The sequence below is a fragment of the Bordetella tumulicola genome (assembly GCF_965138755.1).
GTDB lineage: Bacteria > Pseudomonadota > Gammaproteobacteria > Burkholderiales > Burkholderiaceae_B > Bordetella_A > Bordetella_A tumulicola.
Genome location: NZ_CBCSFP010000015.1, coordinates 91182 through 110303, shown reverse-complemented (window position 1 = coordinate 110303; position 19122 = coordinate 91182). Strand labels below are relative to the sequence as shown.

Here is a 19122-nt window from a genome sequence, read left to right as displayed (position 1 = left end):
GGAATGCAGCAATGACTGGCCGCGCAGTCGGCGGCGACCTGAACCAAAGGAGAAGAGCAATGCGCAATGATCGTCACGCCTGTCCTGATGTCCAGCGCCGCAACGCGCTGGGGCTGTTGGGGGCAGGTGCCCTGGCCTTGGCCCCCTGGTCACGGGGGCTGGCCGCATCAAAAGACTGGCCACAGCGGCCCATCAGCTACATCGTCCCGTTTCCGCCGGGTGGCCTGACCGACGTGGCCGCCCGTCAGGTCGGTCAGGCTGTGTCTACAGGCGAAGGTTGGAACGTGGTGGTCGAGAACAGGCCCGGCGGCAGCGGCAATATCGGCGCTACGTTGGTGGCGCGCGCCGACCCCGATGGCTACAGCTGGCTGGCCATTACCATGACGCACGCGGCCAACGTCACGTTGTTTGCCGGCAGGGCCGGCTATGACCTGAAAAAAGACCTGGTGCCGCTGGCGGGCCTCGCGTCGTCGCCGATGATGGTGGTGGTCAACGCCAAGAGCCCCATCCGCACCCTGGACGAGCTGACCCGTGCGGCCAAGGCCAAGGCCCAGTCGCTATCGGCCGGGTCCAGCGGCAACGGCACGCCGCCCCACCTGACGCTGGCGCTGTACCAGAAACTGACCGGCGCGTCGTTGCTGCACGTCCCCTACAAGGGGGGCACGCCGTCGCTCACCGACCTGCTCGGCGGCCAGTTGGATGTGATTTTCTCCAACTATCCGGAGTCGCTGCCGCATGTCAAGAGCGGCGCCCTGCGTGCCCTGGCCCTGACCACCCACGAGCGCAGCCCCGACTTGCCTGATGTGCCCACTGTGGCCGAGGCCGGCATCCCGGACCTTATCGTCGAGAACTTCACTGGCGTGCTGGCTCCGGCCGGCATGCCCGACGCGTTGGTGCAGCGCATTGGCGGCGCCATCGAGAAACAGATGTCGCAGCCCGATATGCAGCAGGCTTTTCGACGCCTGGGTTTTGTGCCGCAACCGCGCGGCCCGGCGGCCTTCAAGCAATATCTGGACAGCGAAGTCGACCGTTGGGGCAAAATCATTCGTGAAGCGAATATCCAGGTCGGTTAGCCGACTCTTTTCCACTCGGGCCGGTATCGATCGGCCCGGCCCCATTTCCATTGAAGAAGCCCGATGCACATTCTCATTTCCGAGTTCATGGACGAAGCGGCCATTGCCGCGCTGCGCGCCGATTTCGACGTGCGTTACGAACCTGATCTGGTTGACCGGCGCGACGCGCTGCTGGCCGCGTTGCCCAGCGCCGATGCGCTGATCGTGCGCAACCGCACCCGGGTCGATGCCGCCCTGTTGGCGGTCGGCCCGAAGCTCAAGGCGGTAGGCCGCCTGGGTGTAGGCCTGGACAACATCGATGTGCCGGCCTGCCAGGCGCGCGACATTGCCGTGCTGCCCGCCACCGGCGCCAATGCACGTGCCGTCGCCGAGTATGTGATCGCAGCGGCGCTGCTGCTGCTGCGTGGCGCGTATCATCACAGTACCCAGGTGGCGGCCGGCGCCTGGCCGCGCACCGACTTGTCCAACGGGCTGGAGGCCGAAACTCGCACGCTGGGTATCGTGGGTTTCGGCGGCATCGGCCGCCTGACGGCGCGCCTGGCGCAAGGGCTGGACATGCGGGTTGCGGCCCATGATCCTTTGCTGCGCGACGATGACCCGGCTTGGCGCGAGGCGGACGTCGAGCCCTTGGCGCTGGACACCCTGCTGGCCCGCGCCGATGTGCTGACCCTGCATATTCCACTGACCGACGCCACGCGCAACCTGATGAATGCCGATCGACTGGCCGCGATGAAGCGCGGCGCGGTGCTGATCAATACCGCGCGCGGTGGCATCGTCGACGAGGCAGCGCTGGCCCGGGCGCTACGTAGTGGTCACCTGCGTGGCGCGGCCATCGACGTGTTCCAGGACGAGCCCTTGCCCGCCGACGGCCCGCTGGCCGATGCCCCCAATCTGGTGCTGACGCCGCACATCGCTGGCCTGACTCAGGAAGCCAATACGCGTGTCTCCAGCATGGTGGCGCAACGCGTCGCGCAAGCCCTGCAAGGCCGCTGAGCCTGTTTCTTTCCTTGTGAGTCTTCCATGGCAACCGTAGATCTGAAGTCCTTGCATGATCTGGCCGGCGCCGCGCTGCGTGGCGCTGGCGCCCACCCTGACATGGCCGACAGCACGGCGCGCGCGTTGGTCTATGCCGACGCGCAGGGCTTGGCCTCGCACGGTGTGTCGCGCGTGCCGTCGTATGCGGCACATGTGCGCAATGGCCGCGCCGTGGGCGATGCCGTCCCCCACATTGCGCAACAGCGCGGCGGCGCGGTGCTGATTGATGCCGGCGCGGGATTGGCTTTCCCCGCCTGCGCCCTGGCGGTACACGAAGCCGTGTCGCGCGCGCAGACGCATGGGGTGGCGTTCGCGGGTGTCACCAATAGCCATCATTTTGGTGTGGCTGCCTATCATTTGGACGCGCTGGCGCGGCAAGGGCTGGTCGGCCTGGCGCTGGGCAACTCGCCCGCAGCCATGCCGGCCTGGGGCGGCAAGCGTGCGCTGTTCGGCACCAACCCCATTGCCGCGGCCTTCCCGCGCCGCGACGCCGATCCGCTGATCATCGACCTATCTCTGTCCGAAGTGGCGCGCGGCAAGCTGATGGTGGCCGCGCGCGAGGGCCNCGAGATTCCGTTGGGCTGGGCGCTGGACGCCCAAGGCAACCCTACCACTGATCCCAAGGCCGGCCTGGCGGGCAGCATGTTGCCCATGGGCGGCGTCAAAGGGGCCATGCTGGCGCTTATCGTCGAACTGCTGGCTTGTGCGCTGACGGGTGCGCATTTCGGTTTCGAGGCGGATTCGTTTTTTTCGGAGCAAGGCAATCAGGCGCGCATCGGCCAGGCGTTCCTGGTCATCGACCCGGGGGCGCTGGCCGGGCGCGACGTGTATCTGGAGCGCGTGGAAACGCTAGTAGCCGCCATGTTGGCTGACAGCGACGTACGTTTGCCGGGTGCGCGCCGTGCTGGCTTGCAGAAGCAGGCCGGCGAACAGGGCGTCGAGATTCCGGATACCTTGTTGGCGCAGTTGCGCGAGTTGGCGACGGGGCAGGCTTAGTCTGCCACGCCTCCGATTACTTCTAGAAAGACGTGCACTAAACAGCGCGCATTCCCGCTATCGTCAGCGTCACACCGGGCGCCGCGCGTCAGCCTTGCCGCACCACCGGGGCGGGCAGGCCGGCTAGCGCCACGTTGACACAGGTGGGCAGCCTGGCTTGTGCCGCGGTCTGCAAGGCGGGCGCCAGCGCGGCCGCTTCCGTCACCCACGCGCCATGGGCGCCGAAGCCTTCGGCTACGCGATCGTAGCGAGTCGGCAGCAATTCGCAGCCCACCAGGCGTTCGGCGCCGTAGCTATTCAGTTGGATCTGGTATTCGGCGTTCCAGCGCGCGTCGTTGCCTACCACGCAGATGAACGGCAGGCCGTAGCGCACCGCTGTATCCAGCTCGGCACAATGAAAGCCAAACGTGCCGTCGCCCATCATGGCCACCACCGGTGCGTCGCGATGCGCCAACCGGCCGGCCAGCGCCATGGGCAAGGCACTGCCGATGGCACCGGCCGCGCCGTTGATGACACGGTGCGGCGCGCGCAGGCAGGCTTGGGCCCATTGGCCGAACTCGCCGCCATCACAGATCAGCACCGAATCATCGTGCGAATCCAGCACCTGTTGCACCGCACGGCACAGCTCGGCCGGATGCAGGCCAGCGCCATTGCCGACGGCTTCGCGCCAGGCGGGCGGGCGGTAAGCAAGCGCGGTTTCTACCTGCGCCAACCAGTCCGGCGTGCCGCGCAAGGACCGTTGCGCCAGGCTTTCCAGGGCGGTGACGCTGTCGGCCAGCAGGGTTTCCTGTAGTCGTTCGCTCACAGCGCGACGTGTGCGCGTCCATTCATGCGCATCGGCGTCGATTTGTATAAATTCGCAGGCCACATCGAAGGCCTTGCCGAACTGCAAGGTGAAGTCCAGGCGCTTGCCCAGCAGCAGCACGCAGTCGGCACGCGCCAGTATCGGCGCAAAGGCCCCCAACGCCGGGTCGTTGGCGCCGCGCGGGCTTTCCGTGGCGACGACGGGTATGCCCCAAGCCTGTTGCAGCGCCGCTACGCGAGCGCGCCCGGCATCGGTCAGGCCGGTCGGTCCCACCAGTACCAGGGGCCGCTGGGCCTTGCTTAGCCGCGTTACCAGGGCGGTCGTTTGCCCGGCATCCAACGGCATCAGTATCGGCGCGTAGTCGCGCGCGTCAGGCAGCGCTTCGTCGGCGGGATGCTCCAGGGCATCAGTGGGCAGGCTCAGATGCACCGGCCCGGGCCGGCCGCTGCGCGCGACGCGACACGCTCGCGCAAAATCGGTCGCCATGGCTGCCGCGGATCCTACCGCCCACGACGCCTTGGTCACAGGCGCCGCCATGGCGGCCTGGTCTATTTCCTGAAACGCGCCCCAACCGGCCTGTCCATTGGGCGCATGACCCGACAACAGCACCACGGGCGATTCGGACATCTGCGCGGTGTATAGCGCGGACACCGCATTGGCATGGCCCGGGCCGCCCGTCACCAGTGCCACGCCGGGCTCGCCGGTCAGGCGTGCCCATGCGTCGGCCATATGCACGGCCGCGGCTTCGTGGCGTACGTGCACCAGTTCGATGCCGGCCGACAGCGCCGCATCGAAGACGGGCATGATGTGATTGCCCGATAGCGTGAACAGACGGCTGATGCCTGCCGCCTTGATAGAGCGCGCCAGCGCATCGGCGCCGCGAGAAGAAACCGTCATCGAAAAACTCCTGGTCTATCAACCTGAGTATGACACTGGTGTTCCTGGCCGTGATCCTTGATCACCGTGCGGTGGATATTCAAGACAGGGTATCGCCTGAAGACCCGATTATCCTATGATCTTCCGATGCGGCGTATTTATCGATTTTGATTGAATGGAGGCAGGCATCATGGCATGGGACAAGGTTCAGGCGTTGGTCTTCGATGTATTCGGTACGGTCGTCGATTGGCGCAGCGGCGTGGCTCGCGACGCCGCGCCATTTTTGGCACAGTATGGACAGGGACGCGTAGAGCCTTTGGCGTTGGCTGATGCGTGGCGCCGGCAATATGGGCCATCCATGGAGCCGGTGCGCAACGGGTCGCGTCCCTTTGTGCGGCTGGATGTGCTGCATCGCGAAAACTTGGAAAAAGCACTTCGCGAATTGGGCATTGATCCAAATGAGATACCGCCGACGGCGTTGGACGGGTTGAACCTCGCCTGGCACAAGTTAGACCCTTGGCCGGATGCCGTGGCGGGTCTCACTCGCCTGAAAACACGCTACATCATTGCGCCGTTATCTAATGGCAATATCCGACTGATGCTGGATATGGCAAAGCGAGCAGGCCTGCCCTGGGATGCTATTTTAGGAGCGGAAGTCGCCCAAGCGTACAAACCCACGCCGCAAGCCTATCTGCGCACCGCCGAAGTACTGGGTTTGGCGCCTGACGAAATCTGCATGGTAGCGGCCCACAACAACGATTTGGCTGCCGCTCGTCAGTGCGGCTTGAAGACCGCTTTTGTGCGCCGCGCGACCGAGCATGGGCCACAGCAAACCACCGATTTGGAAGCTCAGCAGGATTGGGACGCGGTCGTCGAGGATTTTGCCGCGTTGGCGGATCAGTTGTTAGGCTGACCCTCAGCCGCGGGGCGACACTCCATGCACCTTGAGGATGACTGAGCGTCGCCCGATAACCTTAAGGTGCAGGGTTAGGGTGCTGTGCGTGAATCGCGTCGATCGCTTTGAGTATCTCGTCGGACAAGGTCACGTCGACGCTGTCGATGTTTTCCTTGAGTTGCTCCAACGTCGTGGCGCCGATCAGGTTGCTGACCACGGAGGGCTGTTGGTTAACCCAGGCCAGGGCCAGATGCGTCGGTGATAAACCATGATCGCGTGCCAATTTCACGTATTGCTCTGTGGCCGCTTCGCTTTGCTCGTTGCTATAGCGCGTGAAACGCGTAAATAGCGTCATTCGCGCGCCTTCGGGGCGAGCGCCATTCAGGTATTTGCCCGAGAGCACGCCCATTGCCAGGGGGGAGTAGGCGAGCAAACTGACTTGTTCCAGGTGGCTGAATTCGGACAGGCCGGTTTCGTAGGTGCGGTTGAGTAGGCTGTACGGGTTTTGGATGGTGGCGATGCGCGGTAGATTCTGGTTTTCCGCGTGCTTGAGAAACTGTGCGACACCCCAGGGAGTTTCGTTTGATACGCCAATGTGACGGACTTTGCCGGCGCGCACGAAATCCTGCAGGACTTCGAGCGTTTCCTGGACGGGTACCGTGTATTCGTCGGTGAACCAGGGGTAGCCGCGGCCAAAGGTGGCTGTGCTGCGGTCGGGCCAGTGCAACTGGTACAGGTCCAGGTAGTCGGTCTGCAAACGTTTGAGGCTCGTGTGGAGGGCCTCGGTGAGATTCTTGCGATCCAGAAAGGTCTTGCCGTCACGGATGTGGCCCGGACGCTTGGCGTCGCGAACGGGGCCGGCGGCTTTGCTGGCCAGCACGATGTCCTGGCGACGTTTTGTTTTAGCGAGCCAGGTGCCGATATAGGTTTCGGTACGGCCCTGCGTTTCGGCTTTCGGTGGCACGGGATACATTTCCGCCGTGTCGACCAGCGTGATGCCGCGCTCTAGGGCGTAGTCCAGTTGCTGGTGGGCTTCGGCTTCGGTATTTTGTTCGCCCCAGGTCATGGTGCCCAGGCCGATCAGGCTGACTTCGGTGTCGGTGCGGCCAAGTTTTCGGTATTTCAAGGAAAAGCTCCGAGTAGAGAAGAAAACGGATCGATCTTACTCCTGCGTGTGTCAGAGTGATTTAATAGGTGATGTTTCTTCGGCGTTGTCGAACGCTGGTCATTGATGGTCCTTGCCGGGCAAGTTTCTGCATTTGCGAAGGCCTGGCGCAGGGATTGTCGTTTGCACACTATGGAGCCAGAATGAAACCTCGCGTCAGTTTTATCACTTTGGGTGTGGATGATCTGGACCGTGCCATGCGGTTTTATCGGGATGGCTTGGGCTTATCGACGGCCGGTATTGTCGGTACCGAGTTCGAGCATGGCGCGGTTGCATTCTTTGAAATGCAACCCGGGTTGATATTGGCGCTCTGGCCACGCGCGAGTCTGGCGCATGAAGTCGGTCTGGAATTAGGGCCCCGCAGTGCGACGGAGTTTTCGCTCGCCCACAATGTGAGCGACAAAGCCGAGGTCGATCTGGTGATGCAGCAGGCGGGCGCGGCTGGCGGCCGGATTCTCAAAGCCGCTGCAGACACGTTTTGGGGTGGCTATGCAGGGCATTTTCAGGATCCGGATGGACACTTATGGGAGGTTGCCTGGAACCCGCAGGCATTGCCGCAGGAATGATGGCGGGCCCTTTTTTGCCGCCGGGCCGCCCCAAGGCAAAAACGCCGAAGGCGCGGCGTGGGGGCCTTTAGGGCCTTGGTCGCAGATTAGTATTCCTTATAAATAATACGAACGACTTCGCAGGAGCATGCTATGTGCCGCTGGATGGCGTATTCCGGTAATCCCTTGCAGTTGGATATGGTGATGTTCAAGGCCCAGCATTCGCTGATCGATCAGAGTCTGCACTCGCGCTTGGGGGCCACGACGACGAATGGAGACGGTTTTGGCGTGGGATGGTATGGCCGTGATCCGAATGAAATGCCATTTCGTTATCGCAGTATTCATCCCGCGTGGAATGATCGCAATCTACGAGAGGCCGCTCGCGCCATCAAGTCGCCGCTGTTCGTGGCGCACATCCGCGCGGCCACGGATACCCCCGCTCAGGAAACGAACTGTCATCCGTTTCGCCATAATCGCTGGTTATTCGTCCACAATGGCTCGATTCGGAACTACCCCCTCCTGCGGCGTGACTTGCTGATGCAGGTGGACCCCCAATATTTTCTTTCACTGGAGGGTTCCACCGATTCCGAAGTGATGTTCCTGCTGGCCTTGAGCTTTGGTTTGGAAAAGGATCCGCTGCCGGCACTGGAGCGCATGGCAGCTGCAGTCGAAGAGGTCGGGCATCGCTACGCGGTCGAATCTCCCCTGAACATGACGGTGTGCATTCTCGATGGTGAACGGCTGATCGCGGTGCGCTATTCGAGCGAAGCCAATTCGCGAACCTTATTCCACAACACCGATGTGCGGCATCTGAAGCACCTATATCCCGACGAGCCACGCATTGCCGCATTGGGGGACGATACGTACATGTTGCTATCCGAACCGCTGACCGAATTGCCGGGCGTCTGGCAAGAGGTGCCCGAGGCCACCGCAATCATCGCGCACAAAGGGGAGGTCAACTATTTCCCCTTTGTGCCAGGCGGGTTGTAAGCGTCAGGACGTCCACGCGCCACGCCCCCCATACCGCGAGACTGATGGGGGGATGTCGGATCAGGCAGGCGCCTGGCCGCCTTCGTTCGGGGCGAAGCAGGCCTTCATGCCTTCCTGAATCTGTTCGGGCGTCAGATCTTGCGTGTGCGTCGCGATTGACCAGCGATGGCCCACGGGATCGGTCAACTGCCCGTAACGATCTCCCCAAAACATGTCCATCGGCGCCATGGTTACTTTGCCGCCCGCGGCTTCCGCCTGGGCCATCGCCGCGTCGACATCCTCGACATAGAGATGCAGATACACCGGCGAGTCCTGCAGCCCTTTGGGGCTCATGGCGCCGCATTCGGTAAACGCGTCGGCCAGCATGACCTTGGAGTCTCCGATTTGCACCATCGCGTGCATGATCCTGCCGTCCGGGCCCGGCAAACGGGCCAGCTCTACCGCGTTAAAGGCCCTGACATAAAAATCAATCGCCTCGGCCGCTCCGTCGCAAATCAGGTGGGGCGTCAGCGTATACATACCATCGGGAATCGGTTTTACGGTGGCCATGAGGGGCTCCTGAAAAGTGCGCCCGCCACAATGGCAGGGCGCTCTATTCTCACGACGGTTGAGGCTGACCCAAATCGACAAGTGCGATGGATATTTTTTGTCGGACCGGTACTTTTAAGGGCTGCGGCACAAAAAAATCGGCCGCGCCCTTGCTCCTGCTTAGTCGACGCTAGCTCCGGATTTCTCGACGACCTCAGCCCAGCGCGGGATTTCGGTGGCCATCAGGTCGCGCAGGGCTTCGGGACTGCTGCCTACCAGTTGCATGCCCATGGTTTTGCCCAGTTTTTCCTGGACGTCGGGTTCTTGCAGGACGGCGGCGATCTCTTGCGAGAGGCGGTCAACGATGGCCTTGGGCGTGCCTTTGGGGGCGTACACCGCTTGCCAGGAGGCCATCTTGAAGTCTTTTACGCCGGATTCTTCCATCGTGGGGGTATCCGGCGCCAGCGCAATGCGCTCCGGTGTGGTGACGGCCAGCAACTTGAGTTTGCCGCTTTGGAGCAAGGGCAGGGCGGCTGTCATCTGGTCGAACATAAAGGTCACGGCGCCCGAGGATACGTCCACCATGGCGGGCGGCGTGCCCTTGTAGGGAATATGGGTGAGGGGGATATCGATCTTGTCGGCGAATAGCTCACCGGCCAAGTGGGTCGACGTACCGGGTCCCGATGAGGCGAAGGTACGCTTGGCGGGATCGCGCTTGAGCACCTCAATCAGTTCGGCGACAGAGTTCACGCCCAGATTGGGATCCACCAGCAACACGTTTGGCAGCGTGGCGACCAGCGAGACGGGCTCGAAATCCTTGACCGGGTCATAACGCAGGTTCTTGTATAGGCTGGCGTTGATGGCATGCGTGCTGATCGTGCCGCCAAACAGGGTGTAGCCATCGGGCGCGGCTTTGGCCACATAGGTGGCGCCGATCGCACCGGCGGCGCCGGGTTTGTTTTCCACGATGACGTTTTGTTTGAGGCGTTCGCCCAGTTTTTGTGCCAACAGGCGACCGACTACGTCAGTCGAGCCGCCTACCGTGAAGGGCACAACATAGGAAATGGGCTTGTCGGCGGGCCAGTCTGCGGCATGGGCGGGCAAGCCGCAGGCCGCCAGGGTGGCTGCGGCCAAGGTCAATGCCAGATGGCGGCGTCGGATCGGATTCATGGCGTTGTCTCTGTAAAGATTGTTATTGATGCGTTCGAGGGTTTGCTGTTGCCCCGATGGGGCCTACTCGAGTAAAAAAAAGCGTGGGTTGCTCATCGCAAGGCCACGCCGTTTTCACCGTAAAAAAATCTTCCGGACCTTTAACGCCCGTTTTTTGTCCGCCACGCTGTGAACTGCTCGCGGGTTTGCGGGTCGGTGGGCGGATACAGGCCCAGGATGCTGCGCCCGCCCTGGACCTCGCTGGTAACGAAGTCTTCGAAGGCGGTCATTTCGTGGGCTTCGTCGGCGATCTCTTCGACGATGTCCGCGGGAATGATCACCACGCCTTCGCCATCACCCACCACGATGTCGCCGGGAAAAACGGCCACGTCGCCGCAGCCGATAGGGGCATTGATGTCCAGGGCCTGATGCAGTGTCAGGTTGGTCGGTGCCGACGGACGGTTGTGATAGGCCGGGATGTCCAGGTTGGCGATCTCGGGCGAATCGCGAAAGCCCCCATCCGTGACGACACCGGCCACGCCGCGCTTCATCAGGCGGGTGACCAGGATGGAGCCGGCCGACGCGGCACGCGCATCCTTGCGGCTGTCGATCACCATCACCGCGCCTTCGGGGCAGGTTTCTACGGCCACGCGCTGGGGGTGGCCGCGGTCTTCAAATACCTTGATCGTGTTCAGGTCTTCGCGAGCGGGGATATAGCGCAACGTGAAAGCCGGGCCCACCATGTTGGGCAGGCTGGGATTCAACGGATGCACGTCCTGGATGAATTGATTGCGCAGGCCGCGCTTGAACAAGGCAGTGCACAGTGTGGCGGTGCTGACGGCCGACAGGCGGGCGCGGGCGGTATCGGATAAGGTGCTCATGAATGTCTCGAATCAGGTTGGATGCAATGGCGAGGGAACAGACGGGACGCGTTAGAAAATGCTGGGTTCAGACACTGGCGCGCCGAAGCCTGTTTCCAGGAAATCAAAATCGCAGCCCTCATTGGCCTGCAAGATGTGTTGGGAGTACATCCAGCCGTAACCACGCTCATAGCGTTTGGGCGGAGGCGTCCACGCCGCGCGGCGTGCCGCCATTTCCTCGTCGCTGATATTCAGATGAATACTGCGAGCGGGGACATCCACCGTGATGAGATCGCCCGTGCGTACCAACGCCAACGGGCCGCCGATGTATGACTCGGGAGCGGCGTGCAGAATGCAGGCGCCGTAGCTGGTGCCGCTCATCCGGGAGTCAGACAAACGCAGCATGTCGCGCACGCCTTGTTTGACCAGCTTGGTCGGGATGGGCAGCATGCCCCATTCCGGCATACCAGGGCCGCCCTGCGGGCCGGCATTGCGCAGAATCATAATGTGGTCGGCGGTGACGTCGAGGTTCTCGTCGTCGACCGCGGCCTTCATGCTGGGATAGTCGTCGAACACCAGGGCCGGACCCGTGTGTTGCAGAAATTGCGGAGCGCAGGCGCTGGGTTTGATCACGCAGCCATCAGGCGCCAAATTGCCTTTCAGGACGGCCAGCGCGCCTTCGTCATAGATGGCGTTGTCCAGCGGGCGAATCACGTCGTCGTTGTACACGTCGGCACCCTCGATGTTCTCGCCCAATGTGCGGCCGGAAACCGTCATGGCCGACAGGTCGAGGTGATCTTTCGCCAGGCGCGACATCAGGCCTGGCAGGCCGCCCGCGTAGTAGAAGTCTTCCATCAGGTATTTGTCGCCGCTGGGACGGATGTTGGCAATCACCGGCACCTTGCGGCTTGCTTCGTCGAAATCCGCCAGATCCACGGCACAGCCCGCGCGGCGCGACATGGCGACCAAGTGCACGATCGCATTTGTCGAGCAGCCCATGGCCATGGCGACATTGATGGCATTCTTGAACGAAGCGACCGACAGGATTTTTTGCGGCGTCTGGTCTTCCCAGACCATTTCGACCACACGGCGGCCGCATTCGGCGGACATACGCATGTGGCTCACATCGGCCGCAGGGATGGACGATGCGCCGGGCAGCGTCATCCCGATGGACTCGGCAATCGCCGTCATCGTGCTGGCTGTGCCCATCGTCATACACGTGCCGTAGCTACGCGCAATGCCGCCTTCGACCTCGGTCCAGTCCGCTTTGGTGATGTTGCCGGCACGGCGTTCGTCCCAGAGCTTCCAGGCATCGGAGCCCGAGCCCAGGGTTTTGCCTTTCCAGTTGCCGCGCAGCATCGGGCCGGCCGGCAGGTAGACACAGGGCAGGTTGGCGCTAAAGGCGCCCATCAGCAATCCAGGCGTGCTCTTGTCACAGCCGCCCATCAACACGGCACCGTCCACCGGATGGCTGCGCAGCAGTTCTTCGGTCTCCATCGCCAGAAAGTTGCGGTAGAGCATGGTGGTGGGTTTGACGAACGATTCCGACACGGAAATCGCAGGGAGCTCCACCGGAAAGCCGCCCGCCTGCAGAATGCCGCGCTTGACGTCATCGACGCGGTGCTTGAAGTGGCTGTGACAGGGGTTGAGATCCGACCAGGTGTTGATGATGGCGATGATCGGACGGTCGGCCCAGTCTTGCGGGCCATAACCCATTTGCATCATGCGCGAGCGGTGGCCAAACGAGCGCAGGTCGTCGTGTGCCATCCAGCGCGCACTGCGCAAGTCTTTATAAGAGCGGGTCATGCAAGTCTCCGGTGGTGTTTTGATGATTAAAACACTAATATATTAGTACGTCAATGAACCTCATGACCGGTACAATCCGGCCTATTCACGTTATTAATCCGCCTATGATTCAGCTGTCAACGCTGCCTGCCGACCTGCGATTGGACCGCTCCCGTCATGCGGCGCCGCAGGTATTTGAAAAGCTGCGCGACCTGATCGTGTCGATGGAGCTACAGCCCGGCGCGCCGCTGGCGCGTGCCGAGTTGGCCGAGGCTTTTGGCTTGAGCCAAACGCCGATTCGGGATGCGCTGAGCCAATTGCGCGACGAAGGGCTCGTCGACATTTATCCACAGCACACGACAGCGGTCAGCCGTATCGATATTGCCGCAGCTCGCCAGGCGCATTTTCTGCGCCGATCCCTAGAGCTGGAAATCGTGCGCATGCTCGCCGAGCGTGACGATCCGGCATTGATCGACAGGCTGCAAGCACACATCGATGTGCAGCAAGCCAATCGTGGCGCAGAGCACCATCCCGCTTTTATGGCCGCCGATCAGGCTTTTCATCAAGAGATGCATCTGGCCGCTGGCGTGGGAGCGTTGTGGGAGCTAGAGCAACGCTATAGCGGCCACGTCGATCGACTGCGTCGTTTGCATCTGCCCGAGGCCGGTAAAGTCGATCGCATCCTGCGCGATCATCAGCGCATCGTCGACGCCATCGCTCAGCAAGACGTGGCCGGCGCCCAGGCTGCACTGCGTGAGCATTTGTCGGGGACCTTGAGCCAGATCACAGAAATCTGCGAGCGCTATCCGGATTACGTACGGGTAGAGTAGGGTGCTTTGCGATCTGGGCATGCGCGATGCTGTTACGGTGCAAATTCAGGACGCCTGTATCTATCGCAGTGCAATCGTTCCCAATATATTGATCCGTTGTTCCAATCCAGCGAGACAACCGCATGCACTACCGCTACGTTACTGCCGATGTATTCACCAGCCAAGCCTATGGCGGCAATCCCCTGGCCGTGGTATTGGATGCTCAGGGCTTGAGCACCGAACAGATGCAGGCGATTGCTCGGGAGTTCAATTATTCCGAGACCAGTTTTGTCTTGCCACCTAAGGACCCCGAACACACGGCATGGGTTCGAATTTTTACGCCAGACCGCGAAGTACCGTTCGCAGGTCATCCGAATGTGGGCACGGCGGTGGTGCTAGCGCGCGAGTTGGCGTTGGCGGGCCAGACGGTACCCGATCAGTTTGTATTTGAAGAGGCCGCGGGATTAGTGCGGCTGTCGCTCGTGACGAGTGCGAAGGGTGTTGAAGGGGCTGAGTTGTTGGCGCCGGAGCCGCTATCTCGCGGTAGTGAGGCATCGGCTGAGGCGGTGGCGCATGCGCTGAGGCTGGATGTGTCGGATATCGACGTCTCTGAGCACGCTCCTCAAGTGGTTTCCGTAGGTCTCGCGTTTTTGGTGGTTCAGCTCGCGAGTCGCGATGCGCTGCGACGTGCCGCTCCGGATGCCAGTGGCTATGCGGCCTTGTTTCCGCTGGATGGCGCGAAGTCAATTTACGCTTACACCACAGACACGAGTTCAGACACCACGGACAGTCCGACGGATATACAGGCCCGGATGTTCACCGGTCGAATGACCGAGGATCCCGCCACGGGTAGCGCGACGGCTGCGGCCACTGCGCTGCGCGCGGCATTACGCGACGATGGCATATTGCGCCTACGGGTCGGGCAGGGTGTAGATATGGGGCGTGCGAGTTTGCTTCTGGCGCATGCCGAGCCGCGTTCTGATGGTGTATGGGCAGGTGTTGCCGGCGGGGCAGTGATAGTGATGGAAGGTGTCCTCTTGGCGGTAGAACCGCGGCAGGTACCGATGCAACACTAAGCCCCAGGCGCTCGCGCTGCACGTCAGGTCGATGAACGGCTACAGCGTATCGAGCGCCACGTGGACCACGTCCAGCAAGCACTGGCGGCGTTGCTGTGAGGGACTGCCTTTGCTTAACACCCGCAGCCCCTGCATGGTGTTGACGAAGAACCGGGCTAACGCTCGCGGGCTCTTGCCGGCGGCGAGTTCACCCGATTGCTGTCCCCGCTGGATCAGTTTCTCCAACGCTTTTTGCAACCGCTGGAAGTTATACGCCACCAGCTCGGCAACCGCATCGTCCTGGCCTGCCAGCTCCAGTGTGGCATTGGCGACCAAGCAGCCGCGCCGCTGCGGGTCGTCCAACTCGTCCTCGACGATACGCATCAGCAATTGTCTGATCAGATCCTTGGGAGCGCCCGGGCTAGACACCAATGCCACATTAGCGGTGGTCATGGCCAGATAACGGTGAAGCGCTTGCTGATAAAGCCCCTGCTTGTTCTCGAATGTGTTGTAAAGGCTGCTGCGCGACAGGCCGGTGCCCTCGACGAGATGCTGAATCGAGGTCGCGGCATAGCCACGCTGCCAGAAGATCTTCATGGCGGCATCAGCAATCTCGTCAGGCTCGAACGCTTTGGTACGCATGGCAATCCCGCCTAATTGGAATGATCGTTCCAAATAATGTACGATGCAGCTTCTGGAGCGTCAAGAACAATCAGATCGTTCATCGTCTCGCTGTAGAAGACGCTGGTGCCAGGTGCACCCATGCCTCGCATTGAGGCGGACAAACACCGTATTGCCAGTTTGCGGTCTCTTGGGCACAAGGCATGACGACGATGGGAACGCTTTTCTTCGACATACCACTGGATGCGCTCGCCGTAAGAATGCTCACCACGGCATTTGTCGTGATGGCTGTTTCTTGGGCGGTGGGCGCCTTTGGTCCGGTGGTTGGTGGCGCATTGGCGGGGCTTCCGATTATTCTCGGGCCAGGGTTCTATTTCCTGGCAGCACAGACCCCAACGGCGTTCGTCGCGCAGGCTGCGTCGTATGCCTTGCTTTCGTTGTGTGCCACGCAGTTCTTCGTGCTGGCCTACATTGCGATGGCAGGAAAACAACCGCCGTGGGTGTGCTTGGCATACGCCGTGGGGGCTTGGCTGGTGGCCGCGCTCGTACTCCAGTTTCTGCCAGCACAACCAATCGTTGGCGTCTTCATGTTCATCGTGGCAACCGGGGTTTGTCGGCGTATAGGCCGGCGGTTCATTGTGCCTGAGGCTTCGACAAGGGTAAGCGCAGGACTTGGCCTACTCATCGTGCGAGGCATTCTTGCCGGCATACTGGTTGCCGTTGTGACGAGCGCACATCATCTACTCGGATCGACAGGGGCCGGACTACTACTCGCGTTCCCCATCGGCTATACCGTCGTCGCGGTAACCATCCACCAGAAGATGGGCGCCGCGAGCGTTGTCGCCATGCTGCATTCAGCGCTACTTGGAACGATCAGTCTTGCCGGATTCTGCGCGGTGCTGGCAAATGCCATCGAGCACCTGACAGCACATACGGCATTGGGGGTTGCACTGGTGGCTTCGATGTCGATTACGGTGGTAATCATCTTTGGGAAAAGAATTTCACGCCGCTAGCATCGCATCGCAGGCCGGCCATTGCCAAGGGCTATTTTTTGATCCGAATAACCGCTTTTCGGCTGGCGTCCGTCTGCGGCATGGAGGCCATTTCCCCCAGGGTCAGTGGCTTAGTGGGATAACGCAGACGGTAGTAACCGACCTCGGCAACAGGGACCTCTCGTACCTCGGCAATGAGTTCGCTGACGGTCAACCCACAGAACCGCCCTTGACAAGGGCCCATGCCGCAACGCAAGAAGGCTTTCATTTGGTTTGGGCCAGTTGCACCTAACTGGGCTGTTTCGCGCACTTGTGCGGCAGTGACTTCCTCGCATCGACAGACAATCGTGTCGCCCTGGGGGCGACGCATCGCTTTCGTAGGTTGATACAGCGTATCCAGAAAGCGGCGACCGCGGTAGGCGCGGTACAGGGCTGCGCGTGCCTGTTTGGCGGCGTCATCGCGTTGTGCTTGACTGATACGGCCTAATTGCCGCGCGGCGCCCAGGGCTGATAACCGACCTCGGTGTTCAGCCGCCAGTGCGCCGGCGATACCTACAGCATCGCCCGCGACAAACACGCCTTCCGACGACGATGCACCCCATTCATCCACACGCGTGTGCCAGCAAAGCTGCTCCGCGTCGTAATCGTGAGCCAGACCCAGGGCGCGACTTAAATTGGGGTTCGGCACCACGCCCTGATGCAGCAATAAATAGCGGGTCGGCAAGTCGATCATGTCGGCGCTACCTGCGACGCGATAACGCACGGTTGCCAGCCTGCCTTCTTGGCCTATCGCTTCTAGCGCCTCTATGTTGCGCACGATGGGGATTTGTGCACGCACCTTACGCATTAACTGTAGGCCTTTGCGTAGGTATGGCGATCTTAAAAAGTCCCAAGCATGCGGCAGTGCTTGCTTTAATCGGCCGCTGGGTACGGTCTCGAGCAGCGCATCGATCCGTGCGCCGGCGTTCAGGTATTGCCAGGCCAGCAAGTACAGGAGTGGGCCGCCTCCGGCCAGCACCAGCCCGCCCTCAGGAATAGCACCCGCTTGTTTTAGCAGGATCTGTGCGGCGCCGGCTCCCATCACGCCGGGCAAGGTCCAACCAGGCACCGGGAAAGGACGCTCTTGTGCACCCGTGGCTAACAATACGCTGCGAGCGTTGATTTTCTGTGCATTTCCGCCAATCGAATAGCCGATTTCGTAGCCGGCGTTATCCTCTAAGGGAACCATGGCCCAGACCGTGGCATTGGGCTGATAGCGAGCCCCGCAGCGCTGGAAGGTCTCTACGAGTGTCGTGCCGTGCCAATAGTCGGCGCCTAGCACTTCGGGCTTGGACAGGGGGGTGTAAGTAATGGCTCTGTAGATCTGGCCGCCTAGCGTGGGCTGTTCATCTAACAGCAACACATCAATACCCAGTTCGGCAGCTTGTGCTGCCGCAGCGAGGCCCGCGGGGCCAGCGCCCACAATCAGTAGTTCGCAATCCGGGGATTTTGTCGAGACAGTGTTCACGCTTGAACCTCACGAGCACCCTGTTGACGTGTGATTCGCATCCCTTCACAGACGCGGGTCATGCAAGCCTGTTGATTGGGGCGGCCATCAATCGTGACGAGACAGTCGTAGCACACGCCCATCATGCAAAATGGGCCACGTGGCACGTTGCCGGCGGGGGTGTCACGACAGGCGTCGACACCGTGTAGAAAAAGTGCCGCGGCAACGCTGATTTCAGGTGCAGCCTGTAGCGGTGTACCGTCGAAGGTGAACGTGACAGGTGTTGACGCGACGGGGCGCGATGCCTCTGGCGATGGTTTAAACATCGAATCTCCGGGGGGAAAAGTCAGCGAGTGTGTTGTCGATGTGGCCACGGGCGATCATGGGCGCCAGTTGCAGCGCGTGGGCGGCGGCTAGCGTTACGCCACTGTGGCAGGTGGCGGCAAAGGCACCAGGGTGAGACGCCGACTGCGTGTACACGGGAAAGCCATCCCGAGAAAGCACACGCAATGCGGCCCAGGAGCGCACCATGCGCACGTCACGTAATGCGGGAAGCGTACGTATTGCGCGTTCGGCCAACGTGGCCATCACCGGCAAGCTGGTCATTCGGTCGTCAACGCCCATTTCTTCTTGCGAATCCCCTACTAGCCACGTGCCTTCGTCCATTTGTCGCAAACTGACCAAGGGTAGGTCCAGCAACCGGCGAGTACGTTCCAGCACGAGTATCTGCCCCCTTTGTGGGCGTACGGGAATATTGATACCGACTTGTTCCCCCAAAATTTGATTGCCCAGGCCACAGGCGAGTACGATTTTGCGCGCGCGCAATGTGCCTTGTGGAGTCTCTAACCTGAAATCATTGTCCGACGCGGTGATGCGGGATACGGGGTGTAATGGCCGATAGTCGATAGCTAAGCGATCGAATGCAATATGCAGTGCACGCAGGAGTTTAAGGGGATTGACAATGCCGTCTACGGGGGTCCAGCTTGCGCCACGCACATCCGGGCCAATACCAGGCATCAGCGCTGCCGTTTCATGTCGGTCCAATATGCGATAGGGATAGTGGGGCATGCCGGACTGCGCATGCAGTTTCTGCATGAATGCGCTGCGGGCCTGTACTTCCTCCTCGCTCAGGAGAATGTTGAGGCCGCCGCGCTGCTCGAGATGCAGGTCTAGACCCGTCAGTGTCTGCAGTTTTTCAGCCAGTTCCGGCCAACGTTGCTGCGAGGCTATCGTCCAGCGGGCGTAAGCAGGAAACCCCATGCCTTTGCTCTGCACCCAAACCAAGCCGAAATTGCCGCGCGAGGCTCGAAACGCGGTGTCGTCCTCGTCCAATACCGCCATCGTGCCGACATGTGCTCGTAGGCCGTAGGCAATCGCTGCGCCCACTAGGCCGCCACCTACGACGATGACGTCGTAAATGGCTGGCATTTTTTTCTGTTGTTGCTGCATTTTTCTTC

The 19122-nt window shown here is 61.4% G+C and carries 19 protein-coding genes and 1 pseudogene; 10 read left to right on the top strand and 10 right to left on the bottom strand.

What is annotated here, in order from left to right; translation table 11 throughout:
- Positions 1 to 59 precede the first annotated feature (59 nt).
- The 4 genes and pseudogenes from ACNAZS_RS24920 to ACNAZS_RS24905 all read left to right on the top strand — a co-directional run.
- Entirely contained in the window at positions 60 to 1073 is a 1014-nt protein-coding gene (locus ACNAZS_RS24920) for a Bug family tripartite tricarboxylate transporter substrate binding protein (protein ID WP_415793239.1), read from the top strand.
- 63 nt (positions 1074 to 1136) lie between these two features.
- Positions 1137 to 2066, top strand: coding sequence for a hydroxyacid dehydrogenase (locus ACNAZS_RS24915; RefSeq protein ID WP_415793237.1), 930 nt, complete (start codon positions 1137 to 1139; stop codon positions 2064 to 2066).
- A 27-nt stretch (positions 2067 to 2093) separates the two neighbouring features.
- Positions 2094 to 2673: pseudogene (locus tag ACNAZS_RS24910) on the top strand (Ldh family oxidoreductase); the annotation flags it as partial.
- Position 2674: 1 nt separating this feature from the next.
- Positions 2675 to 3104, top strand: a 430-nt coding sequence (locus ACNAZS_RS24905) for an Ldh family oxidoreductase (RefSeq protein ID WP_415793236.1), incomplete at its 5' end; no start/stop codon positions are given.
- Positions 3105 to 3192: 88 nt separating this feature from the next.
- Here ACNAZS_RS24905 and ACNAZS_RS24900 read toward each other — a convergent pair.
- A complete protein-coding gene (locus ACNAZS_RS24900; RefSeq protein WP_415793235.1) occupies positions 3193 to 4806 on the bottom strand; it encodes a thiamine pyrophosphate-binding protein in 1614 nt (537 codons plus the stop codon).
- Positions 4807 to 4975: 169 nt separating this feature from the next.
- Here ACNAZS_RS24900 and ACNAZS_RS24895 point away from each other — a divergent pair, with 169 nt between their 5' ends.
- Positions 4976 to 5698: a haloacid dehalogenase type II gene (locus ACNAZS_RS24895; protein ID WP_415793234.1), complete on the top strand. Its 723-nt coding sequence runs from the start codon at positions 4976 to 4978 to the stop codon at positions 5696 to 5698.
- 61 nt (positions 5699 to 5759) lie between these two features.
- Here the strand turns inward: ACNAZS_RS24895 and ACNAZS_RS24890 are convergent, their stop codons facing one another.
- Complete coding sequence (locus ACNAZS_RS24890) at positions 5760 to 6806, bottom strand: NADP(H)-dependent aldo-keto reductase (RefSeq protein WP_415793233.1); 1047 nt, start codon at positions 6804 to 6806, stop codon at positions 5760 to 5762.
- Positions 6807 to 6988: 182 nt separating this feature from the next.
- On the opposite strand from ACNAZS_RS24890, the gene ACNAZS_RS24885 reads away from it, so the two are divergent.
- The gene (locus ACNAZS_RS24885) at positions 6989 to 7411 is read left to right on the top strand and encodes a VOC family protein (RefSeq protein ID WP_415793232.1); all 423 of its coding nucleotides are present in this window, start codon (positions 6989 to 6991) and stop codon (positions 7409 to 7411) included.
- Between the two features lie 132 nt (positions 7412 to 7543).
- On the top strand, positions 7544 to 8380 hold the full coding sequence (locus tag ACNAZS_RS24880; protein WP_415793231.1) for a class II glutamine amidotransferase: 837 nt from the start codon (positions 7544 to 7546) through the stop codon (positions 8378 to 8380).
- A gap of 60 nt (positions 8381 to 8440) precedes the next feature.
- Here the strand turns inward: ACNAZS_RS24880 and ACNAZS_RS24875 are convergent, their stop codons facing one another.
- From ACNAZS_RS24875 to araD, 4 genes are all read right to left on the bottom strand, one after another.
- On the bottom strand, positions 8441 to 8929 hold the full coding sequence (locus ACNAZS_RS24875; RefSeq protein WP_415793229.1) for a VOC family protein: 489 nt from the start codon (positions 8927 to 8929) through the stop codon (positions 8441 to 8443).
- A gap of 159 nt (positions 8930 to 9088) precedes the next feature.
- Positions 9089 to 10078 (bottom strand): Bug family tripartite tricarboxylate transporter substrate binding protein, encoded by a 990-nt coding sequence (locus ACNAZS_RS24870; protein WP_415793228.1) that lies wholly within the window; start codon positions 10076 to 10078, stop codon positions 9089 to 9091.
- 140 nt (positions 10079 to 10218) lie between these two features.
- Positions 10219 to 10938, bottom strand: a complete 720-nt coding sequence (locus tag ACNAZS_RS24865) for a ribonuclease activity regulator RraA (RefSeq protein ID WP_415793227.1) — start codon at positions 10936 to 10938, stop codon at positions 10219 to 10221.
- Positions 10939 to 10989: 51 nt separating this feature from the next.
- On the bottom strand, positions 10990 to 12723 hold the full coding sequence (araD, locus tag ACNAZS_RS24860; RefSeq protein ID WP_415793226.1) for an L-arabinonate dehydratase: 1734 nt from the start codon (positions 12721 to 12723) through the stop codon (positions 10990 to 10992).
- 104 nt (positions 12724 to 12827) lie between these two features.
- Between araD and ACNAZS_RS24855 the strand changes: the two genes are divergently transcribed.
- Together ACNAZS_RS24855 and ACNAZS_RS24850 are read left to right on the top strand one after the other, a co-directional pair.
- On the top strand, positions 12828 to 13532 hold the full coding sequence (locus ACNAZS_RS24855; protein WP_415793224.1) for a GntR family transcriptional regulator: 705 nt from the start codon (positions 12828 to 12830) through the stop codon (positions 13530 to 13532).
- A gap of 122 nt (positions 13533 to 13654) precedes the next feature.
- Positions 13655 to 14587: a PhzF family phenazine biosynthesis protein gene (locus tag ACNAZS_RS24850; RefSeq protein ID WP_415793223.1), complete on the top strand. Its 933-nt coding sequence runs from the start codon at positions 13655 to 13657 to the stop codon at positions 14585 to 14587.
- 39 nt (positions 14588 to 14626) lie between these two features.
- On the opposite strand, the gene ACNAZS_RS24845 is transcribed toward ACNAZS_RS24850, so the two are convergent.
- Positions 14627 to 15208, bottom strand: coding sequence for a TetR/AcrR family transcriptional regulator (locus ACNAZS_RS24845; protein ID WP_415793222.1), 582 nt, complete (start codon positions 15206 to 15208; stop codon positions 14627 to 14629).
- Between the two features lie 182 nt (positions 15209 to 15390).
- Between ACNAZS_RS24845 and ACNAZS_RS24840 the strand changes: the two genes are divergently transcribed.
- Complete coding sequence (locus ACNAZS_RS24840; protein WP_415793221.1) at positions 15391 to 16200, top strand: hypothetical protein; 810 nt, start codon at positions 15391 to 15393, stop codon at positions 16198 to 16200.
- A 31-nt stretch (positions 16201 to 16231) separates the two neighbouring features.
- Here the strand turns inward: ACNAZS_RS24840 and ACNAZS_RS24835 are convergent, their stop codons facing one another.
- From ACNAZS_RS24835 to ACNAZS_RS24825, 3 genes are read right to left on the bottom strand one after another with little or no spacing between them, the layout of a single operon-like run.
- Entirely contained in the window at positions 16232 to 17686 is a 1455-nt protein-coding gene (locus ACNAZS_RS24835) for an FAD/NAD(P)-dependent oxidoreductase (protein ID WP_415793220.1), read from the bottom strand.
- Positions 17683 to 17991 carry a (2Fe-2S)-binding protein gene (locus tag ACNAZS_RS24830; protein ID WP_415793219.1) on the bottom strand — a complete coding sequence of 103 codons (309 nt, stop codon included), beginning with the start codon at positions 17989 to 17991 and terminating at the stop codon, positions 17683 to 17685. Before ACNAZS_RS24830 ends, ACNAZS_RS24835 begins: the two co-directional genes overlap by 4 nt.
- Complete coding sequence (locus tag ACNAZS_RS24825; protein WP_415793218.1) at positions 17984 to 19114, bottom strand: NAD(P)/FAD-dependent oxidoreductase; 1131 nt, start codon at positions 19112 to 19114, stop codon at positions 17984 to 17986. The genes ACNAZS_RS24830 and ACNAZS_RS24825 overlap by 8 nt, the downstream gene beginning before the upstream one ends.
- Between the last annotated feature and the right edge of the window lie 8 nt (positions 19115 to 19122).